Below are 25,857 nucleotides of genomic sequence, written 5' to 3'. Positions count from 1 at the left end.
AAACCCGAAAAGAATGTAAAGGCAAGAAAGGATCATTAATTATGCAAATGAAATGGGTTTCCTGCTCTCTCTTTATTTTTTGTCTCTGCATGACCTTCACGGTTTTTCTTGCACCTCCGGCAGGGGCAGCAGCCGAAGATAGAGTGCTTGTGCTTGAAATAAACGGAGCTATTACCCCGGCTTCCGATAATTTGATAGATGATGCAATACAAGACGCTGAGAGCGGGAACTATGAAGCTCTCGTAATTACTCTGGACACCCCAGGAGGAGGGCTGGAAGAGACTCAAATAATCATAAAGGCAATAGAGAACACGACCGTGCCTGTTATTGGGTACGTTCCTGAAAGCGGAAAAGCCTGGTCTGCAGGAACACTCATCCTTATGGGAACCGATATTGCCGCAATGGCTCCCTTTACAGTGATAGGATCGGCCCAGCCGGTGAAGGTGTCCGCGGAAGGGACAGTACCTGTAGAGGATGAAAAAACAATAAATGCTCTCGTTAAATTCTCGACTGAGACGGCAAGAAAACACGGGAGGAATGAAACTTTTGCAGAAGAAGTAATTACCGAGAACCGAAACCTGAACGCTGAAGAAGCCCTGGAAGAAGGAGTAATCGAATACATAGCCACTTCCGTTCCGAATTTGCTGAACCAGGTTGATGGGGAAATTGTAAAAGGTAGAGAATTGCATACCGCAAATGCAACAATAGAAACCTACAAACCTCCCCTTCCTCTTTCCTTCCTGACACTCATTTCAAACCCAATTCTATCTTCCCTTCTTCTGACCATAGGGCTTTATGGGATCATCTTCGGAATATCAAACCCCGGGGCCGGAGCCGAAATTTTTGGAGTTATTGCAATTGTGCTCGGGCTAATAGGTACCGGCTTTGACATCAACATAGCAGCATTCTTCCTGATCATCGTCGGAATAGGGCTTCTTATCCTGGAACTTAATTCCCCGGGGTTCGGAATATTCGGGCTTGCCGGACTTATCTGCCTGGTGGCAGGAAGCATCTTCCTTGTGCCACTGGGAAGTGAGAATATTTACACACCGGAGTTCAGAAGACTTATGATTCTGACAATTGTTGCTCCTACAATCGTTTTCGGAATTTTTCTGGTATTTGCAATATATAAAGTCGCCGAAACGAGGACGAAAAAGCCCGTTATCGGAGCCATTATCGGAGATACTGCCCGAACAATAGACCCGATAGGCCCGCAAAATCCGGGTTTTGTTCGCTATAAAGGAGAATACTGGCAAGCCAGGGCCGAAGAAGAAATAGGTGCTGAAGAAGAAGTTGAAATTACAGGAAAAAAGATGGAAATGTTGCTGGTAAAAAGAAAAATATAACATTTCCTTTCTGCTTTTTCTTTTTCTAGAGTTATTTTTCCGGATATTTTAACGGTTTTAACTTTTCTTTTTGGCTTTTATTTTTTCAAGAACCCTCTGCTTTTTATTTATAGCTTCTTCGGCTGCCCTGTCAATTGCATTTCTCATCTCCTCGAAATCACGCGGATTCTCTTCTCCGTGAACTTTTTTGACGGGAGTATAGGCAGATTCTCTGAACCTGGGCGCAAAGTCCCTGGTCTCTCCATTGACAATAATTTCAGCCCCGATTCCTTCTTCCACACGCCCTATGATATCAATCTCAACCCCGGCCGCCCGAACTGTGTTAAGAATTTCTTCGGCGTATTCCGGAGGGGCAATAACCAGCAGGGCATCGAGAGATACACCCAGATAGTCGATTTTAAGGGCCTCAAGCATGGAAAGCACCTTTGCGTTCACAAGAGATCTCATTTTTTCTTCTTCAAATACCATTTTTACTTTTGCCGTCTTTGAGATTTCCCGGGCATCTCCGCGGATTCCACCGTTTGTGACGTCGGTCATGGAGTGGACTTTTTTGTACAGGCCGGACTGCAGGAGAGCTTCGCAGGCTTCCAGAAAACGGATATTAATGGTCTCTTCCACCACGTCATGCATCCCGTAATATAGGGCAGTTGTGGAAACCGTACCTCCTCCCGCGCCTTCGGTCATAAGGACCAGGTCTCCCGGTCGGGTCTGGTTGCGGGAAGTAAGAGAAGACGTAATGCCAACAGCCCCTACGCCTCCTGTCATCCTTTCACCTATGACCATGTCTCCGCCTATCCGGAGAGTGCTTCCGGTAATGAGAGGAATTCCGGTAAGTTCAGAAACCGTGGTGATTCCCGCAATGTGGTCAAAGATTTTTGCCACATCTCCGTCGTCTGCGACATGGATATCGGAAAGCATAGCAAGAGGGCGGGACCCCATTGAATATACATCACGCAGGGCTGCTCTTGCGACATGAAAACCCGAAAGGAAGGGAAAATCACTCAGGCGGGAGTGGAGGCCGTCAATTGTAACAACCAGGTATTCGTCCCCTATTTTTATAACCCCCGAGTCATCAAGCTGGGCGCTGTCAACTATTGCCCCGGTCTGGCCTATGACCTCTCCCAGCTTGGAATGAACGTAAAAGTCCCCTGTGCCCCTTGAACCTACTCCGAACTCCCCCATGGAAACCCCTGAGAGAGTGGGGCTTAATACATCCCCTTCCGTATGAAGAGTTGCTTTTGCTTCACAAATAACTGCAGCCGCAATCTCATGGGCCCTTGCCTGGTTTATGTTCTTGATTTCAAGAATTCGCGAAGCAAGCTGTGCCTCAAGCCCGGCTTCATTTGAAGGGTCTTTCCTGAGAGCCCGTTTTGCATAGCCTTCTATATCCATTGTAACCATCCTCTTGCAGATATCTGCCACTGCTCCAAAAGAAGCAGGGCAGGATAATTAGGGAATTAAAGCATTAATTTCTGGATTTAATTCAAATTAGAAATACCCCGGATGTCGAACTTAACCGCCGAAAAACGAGAATAAAGGTTTAGCTGTAAAGCCGGAGTGCCTGTAGATACGTATTTTAAGAGATCTTAACACATTTCAACGAAGTTTTTCAGAATCCTAAGCCCTGTGGCTCCACTTTTCTCGGGGTGGAACTGGGTACCCATAACATTTCCTTTTGAGTTTACGACCGAAGCTGAAAAATCCAGCCCGTATTCGCATGATGCAAGGGTGTTTTCCGCAGCTGTGTCCACATAATAGGAGTGTACGAAGTATACGAAAGAACCGTCAGGGATGTCTTTAAACAGAGGGTGGTCCTGTTTGATCCTGATATTGTTCCAGCCCATGTGGGGCACTTTCAGTTCGGACTTCGGAAAGCGGAGCACGCTGCCCTGGACGAGGTCAAGCCCGCCGGTCAGCCCGCCTTCTTCGGAAGAGCTCATCAGAACCTGCTGCCCGAGACAGATCCCGAGCATTGGTTTTCCGGAGTCAGCAAATTCTGCGATAACCCCTTTGAGCGGGATCAGACATTTCATTGCATCTATAAAAGCACCAACCCCGGGGAGGATGAGCCCATCAGCTGCCAGGATCTCCTCGGGGTTCCCTGAGATTGCGGGACTTGCCTCAACATGTTCAAGCCCTTTTTGAACACTTCTCAGATTTCCAAGCCCGTAATCGATAATTACGATTCTTTTCATAGTCCTTAACAAACAAAGTTAAAATAGATTAAGCTTACGAACAAAGATTTTACAAAACGTGGGAAAAAATGAGAAAAGGAAAAAAATGAGAAAAAAATACCTGAAAATATAAAATAGGAATTTCAGGTCAGTATCTATCCGCAGAAAGATTACAGGGTCTTTTCTCCTGTTCAAAAATCACCTTGTACTTGCCACAGCGTACACATTCATAACGTTTTTCGCGTACTGTTGGCATGCAGCAGAGCGCTCCGCTTTTTCGTTTCCAGTCATGCAGTCCGAAAAGACACAAAAAACTACGTCTATGGTCCGATTCACTTGGCTCATCAGAACATTCTTGAGTCAACTAGCTGTTTCCCCTTCCTAGCAGTCAATAAGGCTGGTTATACGATAGTGGGTAGTGTATAGCAAAAAGTAATATATAAAGATATTGATTTAGTTAAAAATTATACAACAATTTGACTACAAATGAGCATATTTGACAAAATATTGAGAAGTTATAAATAGAATGATTGAATATTCATAGAATGTTGAACGATAACGAAGTAATTTTACAGAGTTTCAACGAGGGGGGTAAAATATGAAGGGATTTCAGTTATTCAGAAATGATGAGAAAGCAATGGAATTGCCAATCAATATCGTGGTTATGCTCGTTGTCGGGATGGTGGCCCTTGCAGCGCTTATTACAATAATACCGACTCCTACGAAGGACATGTCAGTCTTTGTTGAAGGGACGGCACTAGAAGGAGGAAGCATTCAGCAGGGTAACTCTATAATAGTAAGCGCTGCTGTTGCAGAAAACCCATTTGCCGTATCAGCAGTAATAAAGGTAACAGATAATGACGGTAACCCGGTGCGATATGCAAATGTTGTCCTCAGCGGCCTCGGCGGGGCAGCATCGAACACGACTGACATTAACGGGATGACCGTACTGACAACGCCGGAAAATGCACTGGTAAGGCTTAACCCGAACCAGAATGAAGGGACAATGGACCTGAAAATCCTGGCAGACGGTTTCTATGATTACGAGAGAAAAGATGCAGTTATGATTATCAAAACCCGATAATGCGGAACTGGAGAGAAACCGCATATGCTGCCTGAAAACTTGAAAGAAAATGAAGCAGGAACTTTAGGGCTTCCAATAAGGATTGTAGTTCTTTCAATCGTTGGTTTTGTCGGGTTTTATGCGATTCTCTCAGCTCTTACGGCTGCCCCGGCCCCTGATGAGCCCATGTATGCAACAACAAATATAAGCACAGTTTCATTCTCATCAGAAGGGGATTTCAACTTTAGTCTGCAAATAAGCGTGCTTGACAGGGAAAACCGCGGAATTGGAGCAGCTAACGTGATTGTCTGGAGTCCGGACAGAAAGAAAGCATATTCAGGCATTACGGATTCCAATGGAAATGTAATAATAAAGATTCTAAATCCGGAGCTTCCTGACGGAAAGTCCGAAGGGTACGTTGAAGTAAAAGTAATGAAAACGGGGTATAGGGATTATAGCGAGGAATATTTTCTGAAGGTAACGAGGCGTTAAGCTTCACAATAAATCTGGATTCCAAACACCGATGCATTTTTAATAGTAAAAAGAATCGCTGCAAATACTATTTTAACTGTAAACCACAACCCGAAAAACATCATGAAACCTCCGCAGAAGTATACCGGTTTTTTAGGATATCGGAAAAAATATTCTGGTTTATTGCAATCTAGTTACTCCAGTATATTAACCACAAATTTCCTTAATTTTACATTTCGACCCCCCTCTTAAAAATATGATGAATTTTTCAACAACTGATTCAACTGATTCAACTTATTTAATCCGTTGCGAACACACAATCAATAAGTTTGATGAGTTTGGCTTGAATTCTACATAGTTCTAAAAAACAAAGTCTAAATTTGAGGGATCTACTGAAAAATAAAACAAGATTTGCTAAAATTTTTCAAAATTATTCTTAAATGGATGAGTATAGGTATAACTAGCAATAAACTTTATAAATAAAAAAATTAAGTTGGTTTTTTTGAGGGGGGTCGAAATGCAAATTAATATCAGTTAGTTAACGATTTTTGCTTCCGGTTAACCGTATAAAATTTCAAAAGCACAGCTCCTGCCAGAATTACTGCAAGTCCGATTGAGAAGTAAGGGGACCTTATTATGTCCCAACGCCCGAACCAGATCAGCAGGCCTGTCAAGAAAAGGACGGAAGAGCCGGCGATTCCTGAGATCTCTACAGGAACTTTTATCGAGCCCAGGGTAAACCTGTCCCGGTTTTCGATGGCTTCAATGCGGGACTCGAAATTCCGCATATATTCTTCCAATACATTTTCCCTGACCTGAATGCCTTTGATTTCATTATCAAGTTTTTCAACCTCTGGCTCAAGGTTGCTATGCACAAAGTCAGAAAGTTCGGAGATAGCAGCCTGTAGAGAATGGAGACTTTCTGAAAGACTGGTAAAAAGGGCACTCAGATCCTTTACCCTGTAACTGACCCCTGAAACTTCCGAGGAACTATTAAGAAAAATAGAGGAAGCATTTGAGACTTCTGAAGAGGGGTGCACCGCACTGAAAGCAAAAGCTGAAATATCACCTTCAGTTAACGAGGAAACGGAATCTGAAAGTGGAGAATTCCACGAGGAAGGAAAAGAAGTTTCAGGAGAAACGGAAGGTCCCTGTGGAGAAACGGAAGGCCCTGCAGCAAGATTTGCGGAATTTACTTCCTGAAAAGAATCAGGGGACATCCCTGGAAAAAACTTTCCGGACTGCAAAGTTTGAGGTGCTTCAAGAGATAAACGACGCTCAACTGCTCTCAGCCGCTTTTCAAAACTTCTGATGCTCTGGTCAAAAACCTCGATCCTCCCCTGCAAATCGTCCCTTATTTCGGGCTCTACCTGATACGATTTACTCAACTGAACTACAACCCCCGTTAAATTTCTACTATGAAATCACATCCCAACAGTATATAAATTTTTTTACAATGCTACAAGAAATAAAAGAAGTTATACAAAGTGCAAATTGAAAAAGGGAAAGAGTTGATAACTCCTCATTAACTAAAAAATATAGAAAAGTATGGTGGACATGAAAAATAAGAAAAGAATATAAAAAAGAAAAATGGGACATAAAAGGAAGAAATAAGAAGGTCAGATAGAAAAAAAGTAAGGGCATAAAAGGAAAAAAATGAGAAGATCAGATAGATCTTACCTCAACAAGATCTCCGCTGTCCTGAGCCTCCATAATTTCCGATGCCAGATCCGAGTTCATCCTGAGTTTCACATCCCCGTGCCGGCTAACAGTTGCACTGAAGAGATATTCGTCTTCGATGAAAATCTCCACGTCCTTTCCTGCAAGTTCGGGAACCCCAAGAATAAGGTGCTTTTTGGTCCTTTCGATGACCGGATGAACCGGGGATACTGAAATGCCTTTTTCAGGCACAGGTTCCCGGACCCTTCCCGGGAAAGCTTTGAGTCCAGCTCCACGTTTCGAGCCCTTAGTTCTTCCCGGAGCCTCAGCTTCGAGTTCTCTGACGTCGATGTGAAGCCCAAGAATTTTTTCGATCCTATCGATGACGTTTCCACCTTTACCGATGACCTTTCTCATATCCTCATGGTTAACCCTTACGATAGCACTATCATCGGAGGTCACTTCCACTTCAACGGGCCCTGTTGCATACCTGCCAATAACATTCCTTATCTCTTCTTCAGCAAGTTTCCATGCAGGTTTCCGGCTTTCCCGAGGAGAACCGATTGGCATGACCACAACCTGCTCTCCGTAAGTATAAATCTCATAATCAACTTTGCCGGTCTCGAAATCCGCAATGGTAATTACCGGCCTTGCAAGATCCTGCTCGGTCATCCCGTGCGGGACTTTAACCGTAAAAGCGAGCACAAGGACTTTGGCAACCTCTCCTTTGTCGATAAAAATTACAGTATCCACGACCTGCGGGATAACCCCCAGTTCAACCCTGCCAATTAGGCGCTGGATGGCGTCCACTGCCCGGGTTGCATGTACGACCCCGATCATCCCGACTCCTGCAAGGCGCATGTCCGCAAAGATCAGAAAATCCCCGGTCTTCCGGACTTCGTCATAGATGGTATAGTCCGGCCTGACCAGAAGAAGGAGATCAGCAGTGTCCTCCATCTTCCCATTGAGAGGGGAATACTGAGTGATCTCAGGAGGCACCTGCAGGTCCCTTGGAGATTCCATTGTCTTGACTACCTGTCCATGATCATTCAGATATCGAGCAACTCCGGCTGCAAAAGTGGACTTCCCGGCTCCGGGAGGGCCTGCGATAAGGATTCCACGCTGACTTACCATGCGCTCTTTTAGCTTATCGTTCAGGCGGTAATGCTCGAGGTCAACTACGACAGTGGGTCTGACGACAGTTATCTCCATATCATCGGAAAAAGGCGGATGGGCAATTGCAACTCTCATGTTTCGGATCTGCAGAACCGTAGCGCCGCTTGAAGACATTTCAATGAAGGATTCAGGGTCAAGCCGGGCTCTCTCTATGAGCTCTTTTGAGATGCTGGAAAGTTCCCGGGAACTTGCAGGTTCGTCCCGAATCCGTACATAACGCACGTTTCCGACAGGGCCTTTCTTGGCCATTGGGGAAACCCCATTTTTAAGGTGTACTGACATCGTATCATCAGTGAAGAAATGATCAATTTTGAGGGGACCGAACTCTGACGGGTCCATAACTTTAGGAGGTATGTACTCAACTTCAAGGCCTTTTGCCCTGGCGATCGTAGACTGTACGCGGTCTTCACTAACAAACAGCCCCCCTACCTCAAGAGCCGTACGCCGAATAAGAGCGTCCACCCTTCCCTCCTTAGAAAGCTTAATTTCCTCAAGAGTGGGCTGAACTCCGCTGAACTGAAGATGAATCTCCCCTCTGTCTGAGAGTTTCCGAAGTTCCGAAAGCTCTTCAAGACCTTTGAAACCTATTTCTCTGCCCCTGTTTGCCTGGGCTTCAAGCTCCGATACCACAGCTTCGGGAACAACAACCTCAGCACCCCTGAACTCACCACTTCTGACACGAGACGAGAGCCTCCCGTCAATTATCACGCTGGTATCCGGAACGATCCTCCATGTCCGCTTCTCATCAGCCATATAAAGGGATATAGAGCCAGAAAGTATATAATAAAACTTCTGCTGCTTTTTTTTAGATGAATGAAGTTAAAAAACAAGACTGATGAAAAATAAAGATTAAAAAGGCCCGGGAACGAAAAAAATAGAAAAAAATAGAAATTAAGGTTCAGTAAACATCCCCAGGCTCAAAGACTTTTTCTCCTACAACCTCTCCTTCGAGATTTCGGTAGAAACAGGACCTGTAACCCATATGGCAGGCTCCTCCGACCTGTTCCACGAGCAGAAGGACGGAGTCCATATCGCAGTCGATCCTGACTTCCTTTACTTTCTGTATATGTCCCGAAGTTTCACCTTTCTTCCAGAGCTGTTTTCGGCTCCGGCTCCAGAAATGGGCAATTCCTGTCTTGACAGTTTTTTCGAGGGCTTCCCGATTCATATAGGCGCACATCAGCACCTCCCTGCTTGTCTGATCCTGAACTACGGCAAGGATCAGGCCGTTTTCATACTTCAGGGTATCAAAGTCAATCATGGGGGATAGATTGCCAAACTAGTATAAAAAGGGAAGTTTATTAAAATATATATAAAGAAGGGAGATTTCAGGGCACAGAAAGTAATTATATTAGGACATTATCCCTTGAAGAAGACTGGATATTTCCTGAAAAAGGGACAAAATATTTCCTTATATAAAAACTTCTGAAAAACCAAATGTTCTGTTTTCACGGTTTTATCCCAAGAACATCCTCAACATAGGCTCTTAGAATCTCGGCAACACTCCAGGCCTGGGCAATACAGCCCTCCGAAGAGTAAGGGAAATCCCCATCAAATACTTCGGAAATAGTACCTATACCTGCGGTTTCAAGATGCATGTCAAAGCCCTTGAGGAGGGAACGCATATCTTCAAGGCTCTTTTTGGAATAATTGTGAACCTTTCGGTAAGCTTTTACATAGGCTCCAAGGAGCCAGGGCCAGACAGTTCCGTTGTGGTAGGCAAGGTCCCTTTCCTTAGGTCCCCCATGATAGCGGCCTTTATAGGAAGGGTTGTCCGTTGAAAGTGTCCTGAGTCCGAAAGGCGTGAGTAAATCTTTTTCTACCCGGTCCACAATAGCCTTTTCTTTTTCTGGAGAAAGCAGAGTGTAAGGGAGAGCGACTGCAAAAATCTGGTTAGGGCGAATAGATGAGTCCTTGATCTGATTTCCGTCTTCATCCTTGGTCACGAGATCATAAAGGCAGTTGGTTTCCGGATTCCAGAAAACTTCTTCAAAACTGGAAGCAACCCCGGCTGCGAGGGTTTCATACGAAGAGGTTTCTTTACCAAGAAGGCCCCCTATTCTGGAAGCCGTTTTCAGAGCATTATACCAGAGAGCATTGATTTCGCAGGCTTTACCTGCTCTCGGGGTCACCGGAATATCTTCTACTTTAGCGTCCATCCAGGTCAGTTGAGGACCCTGTCGAATAAGAAAATCGGAGTCCATGCCAATCCCGAAGTCTGTGCCCTTACGGTAATTATCCATGATGCTTTCTACAGTATCCCAGACCTCAGAGAGAAACAGTAAATCTTTTGTGTATGCGAAATATCGGCCAAGGGCATGAATAAACCAGAGAGACGCGTCCACTGTATTATATACTGCCTCTCCCCCGAGAGCCGGAAATACATTAGGGACCAGCCCTCTCCGGCAATGCCTTGAAAAGTTCTTGAGAGTTGACCTGGCTTCATCGAAGCGGCGAGTAACTAAAAAAAGCCCCGGCAGAGAAATCATGGTGTCTCTGCCCCAGTCCGCAAACCAGTGGTATCCCGCAATCACCGAACTCTCGCCTGTAGAGGGATTCTTCACAATAAAACAGTCGGTTGCCCTGAGAAGCTTAAGGGCAAAAGGCTCGGTAAGCCTGGAATTGAAAGCAAGAAGGTTCTGTCGATATACTTCTCTTGTATAGAGTTCCTCAACCTCCTCAAGGGTAAGAGAAGAAATATCTTCGGTTGACACAGCAATAAAAAAACGGGAAGTTCCCATTTTGAGTTTGCTTTCGAAATAACCGGGGTTAAAGTTGTCTTCCTGAAAGGCAAGTCCACGCTCCTTTTCAGCATCATACTCAAAATTGTAGTACCACATAGGATCACGATGATACTGGAGATTGGACGAGAGGAAGAAAGAAAAGCCATTGGAACTTTCCAGTTTTAAGCCTGTAGAATCAGTTTCCTGATAAAAGGAAAGATAGCCTGAGTGAGTAGTATAATGAAAATCTCTGGAGTTTACCATAGGGAAAATTCTTAGTATAGCGTCCTCTTTTCTGGATCTGATATCATAGACTACACAGGTCGTATTGTTATTATGAACCATGAAGACCTTTTTTTTCACGGTAAAAGCGCCAGGCTGGTAAACCCACATTGGGAAGGGTGCAAGAATGAATTTGGAAAGGTAATTGAAGCCTGTGGGAGAAACAGTGCCAGGATATTTATGGGTAGCAAGGCGATAGACCTCCCCACCAGTAGAAATTTCTTCATCAAGAGAAGAAAGTAACAGCAACCGACCGGGTGAATTTTCTGGAGCTGCTACGAGCAGCCCGTGATAAGTCCTTGTGCCTGCCCCCAGGACCGTGGATGAAGCATATCCTCCCAATCCATTTCCTATAATCCATTCTTTTTTAATACCTTCTTCATAAGTAGAAAAAGAATCTGCTCCAAGCCTTATCCCACTCATACATACCTGATTAAGACCTGATTTCTTATATAATTGTATGTTTGGAAGGAGAGTTTTAAAAATAGAAGTAAATATACAGTATAATAAGTTTTTAAATTATATTTCAATTGTAAACATAAACTATTTTAGTTGTACAGGACATAAGAAAGTGAGAATCATGAATCAAGACCTGTTAGAAATCCTTGCTGACATCTTCAAATCATCCGGATACAATGTTATAATATCCAACCAGTCTGAGATCCTTGTAGAGAAAAACGGGCATCAAGCTTATGTCATGTGCTCCCTGAAGCCCGACTACGAGGAGATAAAATTTTTTTCCGAAAAAGTAGAAGCTTGTACCGGGATATATGTAATAACCCAGAAAATTTCGAAAGAACTGAACGAATATGCAGCTGAACTCGGAATATACATCTGGGACAGAGACGAGCTTGCCCTCCAGATCGGAAGGGCTGTTCTGGCAAATATAGAAAGAAAAACAAGTGCTTATCAGACAGAAGCCGAAATACCTTCAAAGGGAACCCAGAACCAGGTAGAAACCGTCTCTGAACTCGCCGGAGAAAACCGGGAAGAAGAAGACTTTGGACAGGAAATCTACGCTGGCGGGAGACTTGTACCCCTTCAGGATAGTCCGAAAGAAATAGAAAAAATCTCTTTTGAACCCAGAACCCTTCCAAAGAAGGTTGAAGAGAAAAAACCTTTAAAGAGAATGGAGGACGAGGAGGTTCCCAGAGTTGAGTCATACGAGGTCCTCAACATACAATCCGTAGAACCAAAAATCTCTAAAGATCAGGCAATTGTCATTGCAAAACCCTATCTCAGTAACCCTAAAGGCGCTATATTGAAATTCGTGCCTTTCTGGAAGTATTCCTACATTGTTGAAGCCGAAAAGAAGTTCAGGTCAAAAGTTATGAGCATTTCAGGAGAAGGGGAGGGTTTTCTCAATGCTCTGAATAAGTCAAAAGAAAACATGGATATCAAAGGTCTTGGAATACCAACCAGAATTCCGGCAGTGGAGTATGAGGTAAAGCGTCCGAATGTGGAGAAAAAACTGGCTGAAAAAGTTCTTCTTGAGTTGATTATAAAAGAAAATACACGTGAGATGCGCTTTAACAACCTGGAAGGACAAGCAATTATTTATGAGCAAAGGAGTATTAGCCCAAAAGCCAGTGAAATAGAACTCGACATGGAGCTTGTGTATATTCCTGTATGGGAAGTAAAGGGTAGACGCAATTCTCTCGAGATCAATGCGTATAATGCCAGCGTGCTCGAAGAACCTATAGATGAAGATGCCGAGTTCATTTAAAGAAAATCTTGAAAAAATATTAGAAGAAAAATATATAAGATAGAAAATATATTTACATATTGGTAGAAAATGGATTTCTAAAGATGAAAATCCGCAATCTATCCTTCGAAGACTTCTTTGATAATAATTTTCCAGAAAAAGCGATGCTACCTCACATAAGCGTTATATGTATTAGATGCAAGAGTATATAATGCAGAGGAGTTATTTGTAAGCTGTAACGGATGGCATATTAAGAAGATTAAGGTCTTCAATATTTTAAATTTATCAAAAATAAAAAGAGGTATATATAAATGATTGAAGTAACAGAAAAAGCAGCTTCAGAGCTTAAAACACTGCTAGAACAGGAAGATAAGTCTGACCTTGCACTCAGAGTCTTTGTTGCTGGAGTAGCCTGCAGTGGAATCCAGTACGGCCTTGCTCTTGACGATGAAGTTAGCGAAGACGACGTCACGATGGAAAGCAATGGAATTAAGCTTGTAATGACAAAAGACATTGAGAAAAACTTCACTGAAGGCAGCATCGATTACATCGAAGACGAGAACGGAAAAGGCTTCCTAATCCGCAACCCCAATGCCGGCGGATGCGGAACCTGCGGCGGCTGCCATTAAATAAAACAAAACCGAGCCAGGGCATGAAAAAATACCCGAACCTGCAGAAGCAAATAGGAAAGTAAAAACAAAGGAGAAGGGAATCTATGTTTCCAGGAATGGGAGGCGTGGGCGGCCGGGGGATGAACCCGGCTAAAATGAAGCAGATGATGAAACAGATGGGGATTGATGTTAAGGAACTTAAGGATGTTGAAGAGGTTATTATAAAGACTGCCGACTCTAACATAATTATTGAGAACGCAAACGTCACTATAATGACAGTCCAGGGTTCGGAAACATATCAGATTGTAGGCGATGCAAAAGAAGTCCCAAAATCTCTGGAAATCCCTGCTGAAGACATCAAACTCGTAATGGAGCAGACTGGCGTCTCCGAAGAAGAAGCCAAGAATGCCCTGAAAAACTCAAACGGAGATCTGGCAGAAGCCATTGTGGCTCTTTCTTCTGCCTGATTCCTTTTCATTTTACAAAATTCTCACTTAAGAAGTACTTATATTGTAAAGTTTACATTCGATATAGATCTTATTTCATAAAGTTCTCATTTTATAAAACAAAGGGGAATCATAGCTTTATTCTGTAAATAGAATATAAAAAAGATATATTATTCAGCCGGATATGCAATTGGAATGGGGAACTTCTGGTGTTTTCCCTTAATCACCGGAAAATATAGAGGAGCAGCTTTCGTTCTGGTCTGTCTTTTCGTTCTGGTCTGTCTGACATTCCTGCTCTTACTTGGCCTCTCCGATCATAGAAATGGAATTCGCAAGTAGGGCTGGACACCTCACAATATCGCAGGGCCATGAGAGCCCTGAATTGACCTTCTGGGTGGCTCTGGGGGCAATCCTCGGTTTCTTCGTGTGTTCCCTCAGACTCCAGGCAGGTGTTGAAAGAAGAAGCAAATTCATGATGGGCGGTCAAAGTTATGGGGAAGCTTCTTTTTCATGTTTCTGACCTTTGCCGCGATGACAACCGTTATTGCAGTATTCGAAAACATCATGGCTTTCACAATTGACGATTGGGGATGGGAACGAAAAAAAGCTTCTCCGAGAAACGGAATTCCCATCTTTATTTTCTCTCTTCCGTGTGTTCTTGGTTAAATAGGAAAGCCTTTTTGTGAACCGGGAGATGTGATGGAGCAGGCGATCCCTCCAAATATCAGGAATATGAAATTAAAGGAATCTTGAAAATCAATACCAGAAAAATAGCACTAAAACCATCATCATAAAAAGCAATTTTAAAAAGCAATTCAAAAACTCAATTCTAAAATAGTAAGTAGTATAGGGTGAATTTGGCAGCGATCCAGAGTTCCCGAAGGCTCGCACACTTCAGTACAGTAAGGAACGCGGGCAGGCTTATCTGCTGTGTTCGGGATGGGTACAGGAGTTGCCCTGCCGCTGTGGCCGCCAAACTCGACCTATAAATAGGATATGGGAAAAGTCATGTATAGATGTGCTGCATACCGGATTTCGCCTGGACCTGAATTAAGTGAAAGGAACGAATGGTTAGTTAACGCGGACTGAACACCTCGTTGCCTTGGTGCTTACATCCCGTTTCTATCAAACCGGTCTTTTACCGGAATCCTTAGAGAGGTCTCTTTTTAGGTCAGAGTTCGAGCTTAGATGCATTCAGCTCTTATTCCTGAGCGCGTAGCTGCCCGGCGATGCCCTGTCGGACAACCGGTACACCAGTGGCGCCGCTGCTTGGTTCCTCTCGTACTAAAAGCAGCTTACCCGCAGACCTCTGGCACCTCTAGTAGATAGTAACCGACCTGTCTCACGACGGTCTAAACCCAGCTCACGATCTCCTTTAATAGGCGAACAACCTCACCCTTGGCCGCTGCTGCACGGCCAGGATGGAAAGAACCGACATCGAGGTAGCAAGCTGCCGGGTCGATATGTACTCTTGCCGGCAACGACTCAATTATCCCCGGGGTAACTTTTCTGTCATTTTTGGCCCCCACCAAGGAGGCTCAAAAGTTCGCTAGAGCCGACTTTCGTCTCGTCATCCACTGCTATGCTGAATAACGTCAGGCTGACTTATGCTCTTGCACTCTTCAGCGAGTTTCCGACCCGCTTGAGTCAACCATTGCGCGCCCTTGATATCTTTTCAAGGGCGTCCCGCCCCAGGCAAACTGCCCACCTATCGGGGTCCTCTTCTCAGAGTTAGGGTCGCGGTTCCAGAAGGGTAGTGTCCCAAGGACGGCTCCACGAATGCTGGCGCACCCGCTTCGATGCCTCCTACCTACACTGTACATCCAGAACCACAACCCAACGACAGGCTGCAGTAAAGCTCCACGGGGTCTTCACTTCCCCCTAGAGGTCTCTAGACTGTGCACTAGAATGTAAGCTTCACCGGACTCCAGTTAGGGACAGTAGGGCTCTCATTGATCCATTCATGCAAGTCGCCAATTAAGCGACAAGGTACTACGCTACCTTAAGAGGGTCATAGTTACCCCCGCTGTTTACAGGCCCTTCTTCCCGTTGAACCGGGGTTTCAGGTACCTGCACTGAGCAGGATTCAGAAGATTGTACTAGCCCTTACGGGTTTGCAATCTCCTATGTTGGTATTAGACAGTTAGAGCCCCCTGGTCACTGCGACCTGCTGTCTTCACAGCAGGCACTCCTTATCCCGAAGTTACGGAGCTAATTTGCCGAATTCCCTTAACTGAATTACTCCGAAACGCCTTAGCCTTTTCAGCTAGGGGCACCTGTGTCAGTTCTAGGTACGGACATTTAGCTGTCCTTTTCACGGGTCCCGGGGTGCAGCCGACTTTAGCCATTACAGATTCGCCCGATTCTCGCCATTACGGCTCTCCACGGGGTTCGCTGCTTAGACGGCGCGACGACGCCGCTCGGCCTGCCCTGAGACGTCAGACTAAGCGCTAAATGGTACAGGAATATTAACCTGTTTCCCTTTCGGCGTACTCGAATTACGGTACGTCTTAGGACCGACTAACCCTCGGCTGACGAACATTGCCGAGGAAACCTGGCCCCTTCGGCGGCAGGGAGTCTCACCCTGCTATGCTGCTACTATTACCAGGATTTTCGTTTGTGAACGGTCCACAGGACTTCACAGCCCTGCTTCGGCCCGAACACAACGCCTTCCTACGAGATTACCTTGCGGTACTCCGTGGTGTCGGTGGTCGACTTGAGCCCCGTCAATTTTCGGGGCCCCAAACCTCGACTGGTGAGCTGTTACGCACTCTTTAAAGGGTAGCTGCTTCTAAGCTAACCTTCCAGCTGTCTGGGGCTTGGGACGCCCTTTAGTATTAACACTTAGTCGACACTTGGGGACCTTAACCACGGGCTGGGTTGTCTCCCTTACGGACTACAAGCTTACCCCAGCAGTCCGGACTCCGACTTTCTAAGATGACGGGGGGTTTGGAGTTTGACAAGCGAGCGAGGGGTTTCCCCCCCGGAATCGCCAATCAGTGCTCTACTCCACCGACGATCTCCAGTCAGGTCATGCTGCGACATGTTTCGGAAGGAACCAGCGGATGCCGGGTTAGATTAGCATTTCACTACGAGACGCAGGTCACACGAATGATTTGCAGATCAATACCGTTTGCGGTCCTCCACGTAGCTTTCGCCACGCTTCAACCTGCCCACGCCTAGATCACCCGGCTTCGGGTCGTACCCTGGTGACTCCACGCACTTGTATACGTCGTGCCTCGCCCGAAGGCTGCGCACATGTTGCTTTCGCTTCGGCTGCCCAGGTAAAAGGTTAGCCATCGCCACCAAGATACACTCCCTGGCCCGTTCTTCAAAACGTAAGATACGACACTGGCAGTGACATTCGTACTAAATCCTCGCGGATGATTCCTTCATGTCAGAGATCCTTTCATGCCGTATCGTTCCATCACTATCAGGTTTCAGGCACTTTGCACCTCCCTTCTCGGGTACTTTTCAGCGTTCGGTCACCCTACTATTTCGCTATCGGTCTCAAGAAGTATTTAGTTTTGGAGGTTGGTGCCCCCCAAATTCCCGCACGATATCCAACGCACGGTACTCAGGGACATGTTCCGGTCCATTGGCGTACATCTAAGTGACTGTCACACTCTATGGTCTGCCGTTCCAGGCAAGTTCGATTTGGCCGCCAGACGTTTGAACAGCCCTACAACACCACATGTCCCCGAAGGGATTCGGTTTGAACTGTGCCGTGTTCACTCGCCGTTACTTACGGCATCTCAATTGATTTCTTTTCCTGCTCCTACTGAGATGTTTCAATTCGGAGCGTTCCCGATCATGAATGATCACTACGGAGAGGTCCCATTCGGAAATCCCGGGTTCATTGGTTCCATGCACCTACCCCGGGCTTATCGCAGCTTGGCACGTCCTTCATCAGCTCTTGAGCCGAGCCATCCACCTGATAGCATAATTCCTAATTACCTAACCAGGTCCAGTAAGCGTCCAGTATACAGCACCTATACACGACTTCATATGCCTGCGGTTCCGCGCAGGCTATCCATCCTTCCCCGAAAAACTACTTTCCGGGTGCACTTGACGATTATAAAATTAATGGGGTGAGGATTTGTTCGGTTTATCGGCATCTGGGTGATAGTGTTTTTTCGGCTTAGGAGGTGATCCAGCCGCAGATTCCCCTACGGCTACCTTGTTACGACTTAACCCCCCTTGCAAAATTCAGGTTCGAACACGGCACTGAGTCCGTGCCCTCACCCATACCTCACTCGGGTGGTTTGACGGGCGGTGTGTGCAAGGAGCAGGGACGTATTCACCGCGCTATATTGAAACGCGATTACTACGGATTCCAGCTTCACGAGGGCGAGTTACAGCCCTCGATCCGAACTACGGATGGGTTTGTGAGATTACCAACCCCTTTCGGGGAAGGGACCCATTGTCCCATTCATTGTAGCCCGCGTGTAGCCCGGGAAATTCGGGGCATACTGACCTACCGTGGCCCGCACCTTCCTCCGATTTAACACCGGCGGTCCCCACAGAGTACCCATCGTCCCGGAGGACATGCTGGTAACAGTGGGCACGGGTCTCGCTCGTTGCCTGACTTAACAGGATGCTTCACAGTACGAACTGGCGACGGCCATGCACCTCCTCTCAGCGATTCAGGCAAGGTCTTCAGCCTGGCCTACATATTGCTGTCGTCCCCGGTGAGTTGTCCGGCGTTGAGTCCAATTAAACCGCAGGCTCCACCCGTTGTTGTGCTCCCCCGCCAATTCCTTTAAGTTTCAGCCTTGCGGCCGTACTTCCCAGGTGGCTCGCTTCACGGCTTCCCTGCGGCACCAGACACGGTCGCGCCATGCCTGACACCTAGCGAGCATCGTTTACGGCTGGGACTACCCGGGTATCTAATCCGGTTCGTGCCCCCAGCTTTCGTCCCTCACCGTCGAACCCGTTCTGGTAAGACGCCTTCGCCACAGGTGGTCCCACAGGGATTACAAGATTTCACTCCTACCCCTGTAGTACCTCTTACCTCTCCCGGTTCCAAGTCTGGCAGTATCCCCCGAAAGCCTAATAGTTGAGCTATCAGATTTCCCGGAGGACTGACCAAACCGGCTACGGACCCTTTAGACCCAATAATCACGATCACCACTCGGGCCGCCGGTGTTACCGCGGCGGCTGGCACCGGTCTTGCCCGGCCCTTGCTAACAGGTGTATTTTACACACCCGGACAGCCAGCATATGATGCTGGCACTCGGTGTCCCCTTATCACGGTTTCCCGCATTGTAAAGTTTTCGCGCCTGCTGCGCCCCGTAGGGCCTGGATTCATGTCTCAGAATCCATCTCCGGGCTCTTGCTCTCACAACCCGTACCCGTTGTCGGCTAGTAGGTACATTACACCCACTACTACCTGATAGGCCGCAGACCCATCCTTGGGCAGACGAATCCGTTTGACGCATAAAGCATTCCAGCACATATGCGTTATCCGGTATTATCCCCAGTTTCCCGGGGTTATCCCGGACCCAAGGGCAGGTTATCCACGTGTTACTGAGCAGTACGCCATGTTCACGAAGAACATATGACTCGCATGGCTTAGGCGAACACCGATAGCAGTAACCTCTGGCAGGATCAACCAGAATTGTTAATGTATCGCACACTTAAAATTAAAGGTCTTGGTCGCAGAAACTTGCACTAACAACATCAATTCAGTTAGTTCATTTCGCGATAGATATGTTTGAAAAACATCTATCACCCAGAATTAACCGAACCGACAAATCCTCGTCAGACAGGAAAAAACTCCTGACCCCACTACATGATTAGTAATTGCTGCATTTATGATGCAGGAAATTATAGTTACGCACTCATAGTATTTAAAGGTATTGATTTGCTTTTTACAAAGGAGAAACCACTACCAGATCACTATGAGAAAAACCATCTAACATGTAAATGAGTCCATGTTAGAACGGGAATATATATGTATGCACCCATAGTATTTAAGAGTATCAATTTCCCAGGTAAAACAGAGAAATATCAAACAGCAAGACTATGAGAAAACCAGCCAGCACAACAGGATTCATGCTGGGCAGGAACACATATACATTAGTTTTGATATATAAAGCTTTTCATTCAGAATACATTCGAAAGAAAAACAAACATAACATATAATGAAATTTTGTTTTCCCAGTTCCTGAATTCCACCCATGAATTAATAATTCGGGAGCAGAACACGCTTATTCTGCGTGTGAGACATACAACAACACATCAGTTATATATACCTGTCGCTCGGAAAATTACATATAAAAAAATAATAATTAGGAAAGACAAAAAGTAAATCGAAAAGCGCAGCATTAAAATAACAACAGGAAGTTGAAAGTCGCACGAGAAATAACCTTAAAGACCGAAAAAAGAGATATGGATATTTAAACTATAAATATAAAAAATACAATAAATTGAAAACTAATGTAACGAGGTATCACACTGGCAGACTTAAAGAAACCTACATCAAGAATCCCCCCCGGCACAGGAGAAACAGTTACAAGAGTACGCACACCTCGAAGGGAGAATAACGAAATTCTGGCAACCGTTGAAAGCCTCCTTGGTGCAAACCGCCTCAGGCTCCGCTGTATGGACGGAGTTGTCCGAATGGGAAGGATTCCGGGTTCGATGAAGAAGAAAACCTGGATTCGAGAGGGAGACGTTGTGATTGTTGTCCCTTGGGAATTCCAGAACGAGAAGGCAGACGTGATATGGAAATACACCAGGCCACAGGTAAACTGGCTCGAGAGAAAAGGGTACCTGAAAGGATAACATGGGAATGGACCAGGACAAAAAAATAAAGCGCATTGACAGCGCAAGGGATAAGGCGCGTGCAAGGGAGAAAGACTCCGAAAGGCTAAAGGTGGAAGAAAATGTATTCGACGTACCTACCCTTAAAATCCTTTATACCCTTTCCAACAAAGGCATAATAAAGGCAATGGGGGGAGCCATCAGTACTGGGAAGGAAGCGAATGTCTTTTATGCTGAAGGCGAGGAAAAAGAACTGGCAATAAAGATATATCGAATTGCCAGCAGTACTTTCAAGGCAATGGATGCTTATATTATGAAAGACCCTCGCTTTACGAATATTCGAAATAATAGGCGAGACATCATTTTTGCATGGACACGCAAAGAATTGCAGAACCTGAAGCGTGCAAAGAGCGCGGGAGTGCGAGTGCCTGAGCCAATTATTGCAGAAAAAAATATTCTTATAATGGAGTTCATGGGGGAAGAAAAAACACCCTATCCCCTGTTGAAAAACACTCCCCTGAAAAATGACGAAGCAAAACTTGTTTATGACAAAATCGTCGAATATATGCGACTTCTCTATAAAGAAGCGAACCTTGTACATGCTGACCTGAGCGAATACAATGTCCTCATAGATCCGGCAGATACGACCCCTATTTTTATCGACATGGGGCAATCTGTGACTCTGGAACACCCTAATGCCAGAGAGTTTCTCTACAGAGACGTGCAAAACATACTCAGGTTCTTCGGCCGTTATGGAATAACGGACAAACCTGAAGAATTACTTTCAAAAATACAAGCTGATGCAACATGACCCAGTATGTCAAAATTCCCAAAGAAAGAATCGGAGTAATTATCGGTCCGAAAGGAGAAACAAAGAAATTTATCGAGGAGAAAACCACCTGTCAACTGGAAATCGAAAGCGACAGCGGAAAAATAGATGTTACCTGCGAAGATGACCCATTAAAAGAATTCCGGATTCTTGAAACCCTCAAAGCCATAGGAAGAGGATTCAATCCCGAAAAAGCCCTTGAAATCCTTGACGATGACATGCTGATGCTTGAAATCATTGACCTCTCTGATGTTGCCAGCACCCCAAAAGAGCTTCAGCGCATAAAAGGCAGGATCATAGGCAGAAACGGGAGAACCCGGGAACTTGCGGAAAGCCTGATAAACGTCAAGATCTCCGTATACGGAAAGACCGTATCCATACTCGGATACCCCGAACAGAACACCATAATACGGACAGCCGTAAAAATGCTGCTTGACGGAACCTCCCATGGCGCAGTATACAAATTCCTTGAAAAGAAGCACCAAGAACTGCTGCACTCACAGCTGGACTCAATAGACTTTTACTGAAAAAAGTTAAAAAAGGAGAGTTCCGGAACCTCAATCCGACCCGGGCTCTTCAGAGTTTTCTTCTTCTCCTTCTTCGTCTTCTTCTGACCTTTTTCCATTGCCCTCAAGGAAATTACCCCTTCCGGGCTTTGCATTGATGGACTCTTCCATCCAGATTACCTCACCCCGGGAGAGTGTATACTCAGGGAAAACCGCATCCATTCCTTCAAAAGGAGTCCAGCCCGCCTTACTGTGCAGCATTTCAGCCCTTATGGGTTGAAGGTTGCGCGGGTCCACGATCATAATGTCTGCATCAAAACCTACCTCAAGCCTGCCCTTGCCCAGGCGGTCAAGCTCGAAAGCTTTTGCAGGATTCCAGCTTGTAACCATTATCACCTTCGAAAGGGGAAAAATATTTTTCCTAACCGCGGCAAGCATAAGAGGCATAAGGGTTTCAACCCCGGGCACTCCGGAGGGAGCGGCCCTAATATCGAGGTCTTTTTCAGACTCAAGGTGGGGAGCATGGTCTGAAGCCACCATATCAATAGTCCCGTCATTCAGTCCGTTTACAAGCGCTTTGATACTATGACTTCCCCGAAGCGGCGGGTTCATTTTACCAAAAGCCCGGAGCCTTTCCCAATCCTTTGTCGAGAGAAACAGGTGATGAGGAGTGACCTCGCAGGTAAAAAGAGGCTTTTTGTTCTCCCTTTTTGCAAGATATTTTTCTTTTCGGATCATTCCCACGGCTTCAAGCGTACTCAGATGACAGAAATGTGCCCGGACCTGGATCCCGGAAATGAGTTCAAGAGCACACTGGACAGCCGATGCCTCGCAGGCGTTTGGGCGCACCTTTGAATGGTAATCACAGGAAACCTCCCCTTTCAATAGCTGCTCCAGTTCAAGGCGCATCTTTTCATCCTCGGCATGGATTGTGGCAAGAGCTCCGAGTTTTTTGACCTCAACCAGAGCTTCTTCAAAGGTTTCTTCATTGATGTTAAGCCCCCCTGTGGACTCTGCCATGAAGATCTCACCGAAAGCCGTAACTCCCAACCTCCAGAGTTCCCGGAGTTTTTCTATGTTTCCGGTAACTCCCCCGTTAATCCCGAAATCAACAATGGACTTCTTCCGGGCAAGTTTGAGCTTCTGTTCAAAAGAGCGCCTGTCCGTTGTGGGAGGGAGGGTGTTTGGCTGGTCAATAACAGTGGCAATGCCCCCGGCAGCTGCAGAACAGGATCCTGTGTACCAGTTTTCCTTCAGGGTCATGCCCGGTTCCCTGAAGTGGACGTGCACATCAATTCCCGCAGGCAGAGTAAGTGCACCCCCCGCATCTATCACCATATCAGAACTTGAGACCCTGAAATCCTTTCCGATTTTTGAAATTTTGCCGTCCTCAATAAGGATTTCAGCAGGCTGAAGAGAGTTATTGTAATAAATTCTCGTATTTTTGATGTGAATATCAGGCATGGGCGTCTATATGCTCAAAACGTACTTAAAACATGTACATAAACGGGAATTGTGAGCCACCGGAATTGTGAGCCGGGCAGGAGGAGAAAACGAAAACGAAATCAAGCTTAAGGAAAAGTTTTCTTAACGGGTAAAAGAAGGGAAAAAATTATAGCCTTTCAAAGGCTACCAAATGGTTGCAAATAGATTTTAGTTTACTTTAGTTTAGATTAAATTTAGTTTAGATTAGTTCAGCTTGACACGCTCAGCCGTGGTAAGGTAGACAACGCTTTCGCAGATGTTGCAGCAGTGGTCGGCAATCCGTTCCAGGTACCTGATCAGGAAGAGCAAATAGGTGGCCTTGGAAATAATATCTGTGTCTTTAGCCATCATTTCTATTAACTCCACCCAGACCGAGTAAAAGAGTTTGTCAACCTCATCATCCCTGGCCGCCGTAGCTCTTGCAAGTTCCGGGTCCTGAGTCTCAAAAGCCCTGAGGGAGTTTGTAAGCATATACCCTGCAATATTTGCCATTTTTCTCGTATCTATGAGGGGTTTAACATGTTCGCCTTCGATTTTTCCAGGGATTCTGGCGATGTTGATCGAAAGCCCCAGAATCCGCCTGAGGTCTGCTGCGATCTTGAGAGCTGAAACGACAAGTCGGAGGTCACTAGCCATGGGCTGCTGAAGTGCAAGCAGGTCACAAATTGAAACCTCGATTCCCTCCTCAAGCCTGTCCATTTTAGGCTCAAGAGCAAGCATTTTTTTAGCAAGCTCAATATCGAGATTAATAACCGCATCCATAGAATCGCTGAAGACAAACTCAGCCATTTCCCCAAGTGACGAAACGGACCCTCTCAGCAGGTCCAACTGCTCATGATATCGTTCTCGAACCATTGCCAATCACCCGAACCTTCCTGTAATATAGTCTTCAGTACTCTGCTCTTCAGGATTATGGAAAATCTGCCTCGTCTTCCCGAACTCAATCAATTCCCCCATAAGGAAAAATCCGGTATAGTCCGAAACTCTGGCTGCCTGCTGCATATTATGAGTTACGATTACTATGGTATAATCTTTTTTAAGGTTCATGATCAGTTCTTCGATCCTTGACGTCGAAATCGGGTCAAGAGCACTGCAAGGTTCATCGAAGAGAATGATTTCCGGTTTCACTGCAAGCGTCCGGGCAATACAAAGCCTTTGCTGCTGCCCCCCACTAAGGGAAAACGCAGTTGACTTTAACCGGTCAGAGGTTTCATTCCAGAGGGCAGCCGAACGGAGAGCAAACTCAACAATACCGTCAAGGTCTTTCTTATTCACACCATGTATACGCGGCCCGTATGCAATATTCTCATAAATAGACATTGGAAAAGGGTTGGGCTTCTGGAAAACCATTCCTACGCGTTTCCGGAGCTCAACGACATCAACACCTTTTTCGTAAATGTCCTCGTTCTCAATTGAGACTTTACCTTCTATCCTGCAGTCCTTAATAAGGTCATTCATTCTGTTAAGGCAGCGGATGAAAGTGGATTTGCCGCAGCCTGAAGGCCCTATAAGGGCAGTTACGCTGTTTTTGGGGACCTGCATGGAGATATTTTTAAGAGCCTGTTTTTCCCCATACCACAGATTCAGGTTTTCTACTTCAATCTGGGGCTGAGCTACGTTTTGAACAGCTTCAGTCATTTATGGACCTCAATTATCCTATAAATTCTAAAAAATTACTAAAAATTTAATCAGATTTGCAATTTTTTCCTGTAATGCCTGCGGATCAAAACCGCTATGGAATTCAAACCTAGCACGATCATTAACAGGACAAGCGCAGTCCCGTACTGGAGGGGCCTTGTTTTAACAATGCTCGTCCCGGAGGTTGCCAGCACAAAAAGGTGGTAGGGCAGAGCCATGAACTGAGAATATATCGAGTCAGGCAGCCTTGGCAGGAAATAAGCAACCCCCGTAAGCAGAATGGGAGCCGTTTCCCCTGCAACCCTTCCGATACTCAGAATGGAACCTGTGACTATTCCGGGAATGGCAGCCGGCAATACTACATGCCTTATGGTACTCCATTTGCTGATCCCGAGCGCAAGAGAGGAATCCCTGTATTCTTTAGGTACTGCAATCAGGGCTTCCTGGCTGGAACGGATAATCACAGGGATAATCAGAAAAGAAAGAGTAAGGGAAGCTGACAGTATAGAAGAACCGAAACCGAAGTACTTGACAAACAGGGCCAGCCCGAAGAGCCCGAACACTACGGAAGGAGTCCCTGCAAGGTTATTGATTGCCATTTCTATAAGCCAGGTGCTGCGCGTATCTCCTGCATATTCATTCAGGTAGACAGCAGCCATAATTCCCAGAGGAAGAGCTACAGCCATTGAGCCTATAATAAGGAGAACGGTGCCCACTATTGCCGGATAGATCCCCCCCTGAGTCATTCTCATGCGGGGCATCTCGGTAAGGAATTCAACACTAATCGCACTGTAACCGTTGTAAATAATGTAGGCAAGGATAACGACCACAAACCCGGCTACCAGCATTGCCGAAAGCCCGATTAGCAAAAAGGCGATTCTTTCACTTGTTCTGGCATTCAATCCCAGGCCCAGCCCACCCTGCATCCGAAAAGATTTACGATCATTTTCATTTACTTTTGGATTTAACTCCATG

General features: G+C 45.8%; 21 protein-coding genes and 3 rRNA genes. 11 read left to right on the top strand and 13 right to left on the bottom strand.

Annotated features, from left to right (window positions below):
* The first annotated feature begins 41 nt into the window (after window positions 1-41).
* Entirely contained in the window at window positions 42-1,346 is a 1,305-nt protein-coding gene (locus MSSIT_RS04290; protein ID WP_048170310.1) for an NfeD family protein, read from the top strand.
* A gap of 57 nt (window positions 1,347-1,403) precedes the next feature.
* On the opposite strand, the gene MSSIT_RS04285 is transcribed toward MSSIT_RS04290, so the two are convergent.
* Window positions 1,404-2,738 carry an AIR synthase-related protein gene (locus tag MSSIT_RS04285; RefSeq protein WP_048170309.1) on the bottom strand — a complete coding sequence of 445 codons (1,335 nt, stop codon included), beginning with the start codon at window positions 2,736-2,738 and terminating at the stop codon, window positions 1,404-1,406.
* Window positions 2,739-2,932: 194 nt separating this feature from the next.
* Window positions 2,933-3,541, bottom strand: coding sequence for an imidazole glycerol phosphate synthase subunit HisH (gene hisH, locus MSSIT_RS04280; protein WP_048170307.1), 609 nt, complete (start codon window positions 3,539-3,541; stop codon window positions 2,933-2,935).
* A 577-nt stretch (window positions 3,542-4,118) separates the two neighbouring features.
* Between hisH and MSSIT_RS04275 the strand changes: the two genes are divergently transcribed.
* Window positions 4,119-4,604, top strand: a complete 486-nt coding sequence (locus tag MSSIT_RS04275) for a hypothetical protein (RefSeq protein ID WP_048170305.1) — start codon at window positions 4,119-4,121, stop codon at window positions 4,602-4,604.
* A 24-nt stretch (window positions 4,605-4,628) separates the two neighbouring features.
* Window positions 4,629-5,075 (top strand): hypothetical protein, encoded by a 447-nt coding sequence (locus tag MSSIT_RS04270; RefSeq protein WP_048170303.1) that lies wholly within the window; start codon window positions 4,629-4,631, stop codon window positions 5,073-5,075.
* Between the two features lie 509 nt (window positions 5,076-5,584).
* On the opposite strand, the gene MSSIT_RS04265 is transcribed toward MSSIT_RS04270, so the two are convergent.
* The 4 genes from MSSIT_RS04265 to MSSIT_RS04250 form a co-directional block, all read right to left on the bottom strand.
* Window positions 5,585-6,442, bottom strand: a complete 858-nt coding sequence (locus tag MSSIT_RS04265) for a hypothetical protein (protein ID WP_048170301.1) — start codon at window positions 6,440-6,442, stop codon at window positions 5,585-5,587.
* A gap of 277 nt (window positions 6,443-6,719) precedes the next feature.
* Window positions 6,720-8,642 (bottom strand): PINc/VapC family ATPase, encoded by a 1,923-nt coding sequence (locus MSSIT_RS04260; RefSeq protein WP_048170298.1) that lies wholly within the window; start codon window positions 8,640-8,642, stop codon window positions 6,720-6,722.
* A gap of 145 nt (window positions 8,643-8,787) precedes the next feature.
* Window positions 8,788-9,150 carry a phosphoribosyl-AMP cyclohydrolase gene (hisI, locus tag MSSIT_RS04255; protein WP_048170297.1) on the bottom strand — a complete coding sequence of 121 codons (363 nt, stop codon included), beginning with the start codon at window positions 9,148-9,150 and terminating at the stop codon, window positions 8,788-8,790.
* A gap of 187 nt (window positions 9,151-9,337) precedes the next feature.
* Window positions 9,338-11,317, bottom strand: a complete 1,980-nt coding sequence (locus MSSIT_RS04250; protein WP_048170295.1) for an amylo-alpha-1,6-glucosidase — start codon at window positions 11,315-11,317, stop codon at window positions 9,338-9,340.
* A gap of 157 nt (window positions 11,318-11,474) precedes the next feature.
* Here MSSIT_RS04250 and MSSIT_RS04245 point away from each other — a divergent pair, with 157 nt between their 5' ends.
* From MSSIT_RS04245 to MSSIT_RS25190, 5 genes are all read left to right on the top strand, one after another.
* Window positions 11,475-12,620 carry a hypothetical protein gene (locus MSSIT_RS04245; protein WP_048170293.1) on the top strand — a complete coding sequence of 382 codons (1,146 nt, stop codon included), beginning with the start codon at window positions 11,475-11,477 and terminating at the stop codon, window positions 12,618-12,620.
* Window positions 12,621-12,910: 290 nt separating this feature from the next.
* Complete coding sequence (locus MSSIT_RS04240) at window positions 12,911-13,228, top strand: HesB/IscA family protein (protein ID WP_048170291.1); 318 nt, start codon at window positions 12,911-12,913, stop codon at window positions 13,226-13,228.
* 86 nt (window positions 13,229-13,314) lie between these two features.
* Window positions 13,315-13,677, top strand: coding sequence for a nascent polypeptide-associated complex protein (locus tag MSSIT_RS04235; RefSeq protein ID WP_048170290.1), 363 nt, complete (start codon window positions 13,315-13,317; stop codon window positions 13,675-13,677).
* A gap of 301 nt (window positions 13,678-13,978) precedes the next feature.
* Window positions 13,979-14,176 carry a hypothetical protein gene (locus MSSIT_RS23935; protein WP_187151970.1) on the top strand — a complete coding sequence of 66 codons (198 nt, stop codon included), beginning with the start codon at window positions 13,979-13,981 and terminating at the stop codon, window positions 14,174-14,176.
* Between the two features lie 11 nt (window positions 14,177-14,187).
* Window positions 14,188-14,322 (top strand): hypothetical protein, encoded by a 135-nt coding sequence (locus MSSIT_RS25190; RefSeq protein WP_269430804.1) that lies wholly within the window; start codon window positions 14,188-14,190, stop codon window positions 14,320-14,322.
* 189 nt (window positions 14,323-14,511) lie between these two features.
* Here MSSIT_RS25190 and rrf read toward each other — a convergent pair.
* The 3 genes from rrf to MSSIT_RS04215 form a co-directional block, all read right to left on the bottom strand.
* Window positions 14,512-14,633, bottom strand: a 5S ribosomal RNA gene (gene rrf / locus MSSIT_RS04225).
* Between the two features lie 74 nt (window positions 14,634-14,707).
* Window positions 14,708-17,611, bottom strand: a 23S ribosomal RNA gene (locus tag MSSIT_RS04220).
* A gap of 188 nt (window positions 17,612-17,799) precedes the next feature.
* Window positions 17,800-19,277 (bottom strand): 16S ribosomal RNA (locus MSSIT_RS04215).
* Together the 16S, 23S and 5S rRNA genes form the textbook arrangement of a ribosomal RNA operon.
* A gap of 832 nt (window positions 19,278-20,109) precedes the next feature.
* Here MSSIT_RS04215 and eif1A point away from each other — a divergent pair.
* The 3 genes from eif1A to MSSIT_RS04200 are packed head-to-tail and all read left to right on the top strand — an operon-like array spanning window position 20,110 to window position 21,780.
* Window positions 20,110-20,445: a translation initiation factor eIF-1A gene (gene eif1A / locus MSSIT_RS04210; RefSeq protein WP_187151932.1), complete on the top strand. Its 336-nt coding sequence runs from the start codon at window positions 20,110-20,112 to the stop codon at window positions 20,443-20,445.
* Between the two features lies 1 nt (window position 20,446).
* Window positions 20,447-21,235, top strand: a complete 789-nt coding sequence (locus tag MSSIT_RS04205) for a serine protein kinase RIO (RefSeq protein ID WP_048170286.1) — start codon at window positions 20,447-20,449, stop codon at window positions 21,233-21,235.
* Window positions 21,232-21,780: a KH domain-containing protein gene (locus MSSIT_RS04200; RefSeq protein WP_048170284.1), complete on the top strand. Its 549-nt coding sequence runs from the start codon at window positions 21,232-21,234 to the stop codon at window positions 21,778-21,780. Before MSSIT_RS04205 ends, MSSIT_RS04200 begins: the two co-directional genes overlap by 4 nt.
* A gap of 30 nt (window positions 21,781-21,810) precedes the next feature.
* Here MSSIT_RS04200 and MSSIT_RS04195 read toward each other — a convergent pair whose 3' ends face one another.
* The 4 genes from MSSIT_RS04195 to pstA all read right to left on the bottom strand — a co-directional run bounded on the left by MSSIT_RS04195 (window position 21,811) and on the right by pstA (window position 25,856).
* Window positions 21,811-23,223 carry a dihydroorotase gene (locus tag MSSIT_RS04195; RefSeq protein WP_048170281.1) on the bottom strand — a complete coding sequence of 471 codons (1,413 nt, stop codon included), beginning with the start codon at window positions 23,221-23,223 and terminating at the stop codon, window positions 21,811-21,813.
* Between the two features lie 225 nt (window positions 23,224-23,448).
* Window positions 23,449-24,099 carry a phosphate signaling complex protein PhoU gene (gene phoU, locus MSSIT_RS04190; protein ID WP_048174496.1) on the bottom strand — a complete coding sequence of 217 codons (651 nt, stop codon included), beginning with the start codon at window positions 24,097-24,099 and terminating at the stop codon, window positions 23,449-23,451.
* A 6-nt stretch (window positions 24,100-24,105) separates the two neighbouring features.
* A complete protein-coding gene (gene pstB / locus MSSIT_RS04185) occupies window positions 24,106-24,882 on the bottom strand; it encodes a phosphate ABC transporter ATP-binding protein PstB (RefSeq protein WP_048170279.1) in 777 nt (258 codons plus the stop codon).
* Between the two features lie 50 nt (window positions 24,883-24,932).
* On the bottom strand, window positions 24,933-25,856 hold the full coding sequence (pstA, locus tag MSSIT_RS04180; RefSeq protein ID WP_231590410.1) for a phosphate ABC transporter permease PstA: 924 nt from the start codon (window positions 25,854-25,856) through the stop codon (window positions 24,933-24,935).
* Between the last annotated feature and the right edge of the window lies 1 nt (window position 25,857).

It is taken from the genome of Methanosarcina siciliae T4/M (assembly GCF_000970085.1).
In the GTDB taxonomy this organism is placed as follows: Archaea; Halobacteriota; Methanosarcinia; order Methanosarcinales; family Methanosarcinaceae; genus Methanosarcina; species Methanosarcina siciliae.
This window is presented reverse-complemented; position numbering and strand designations above follow the sequence as displayed.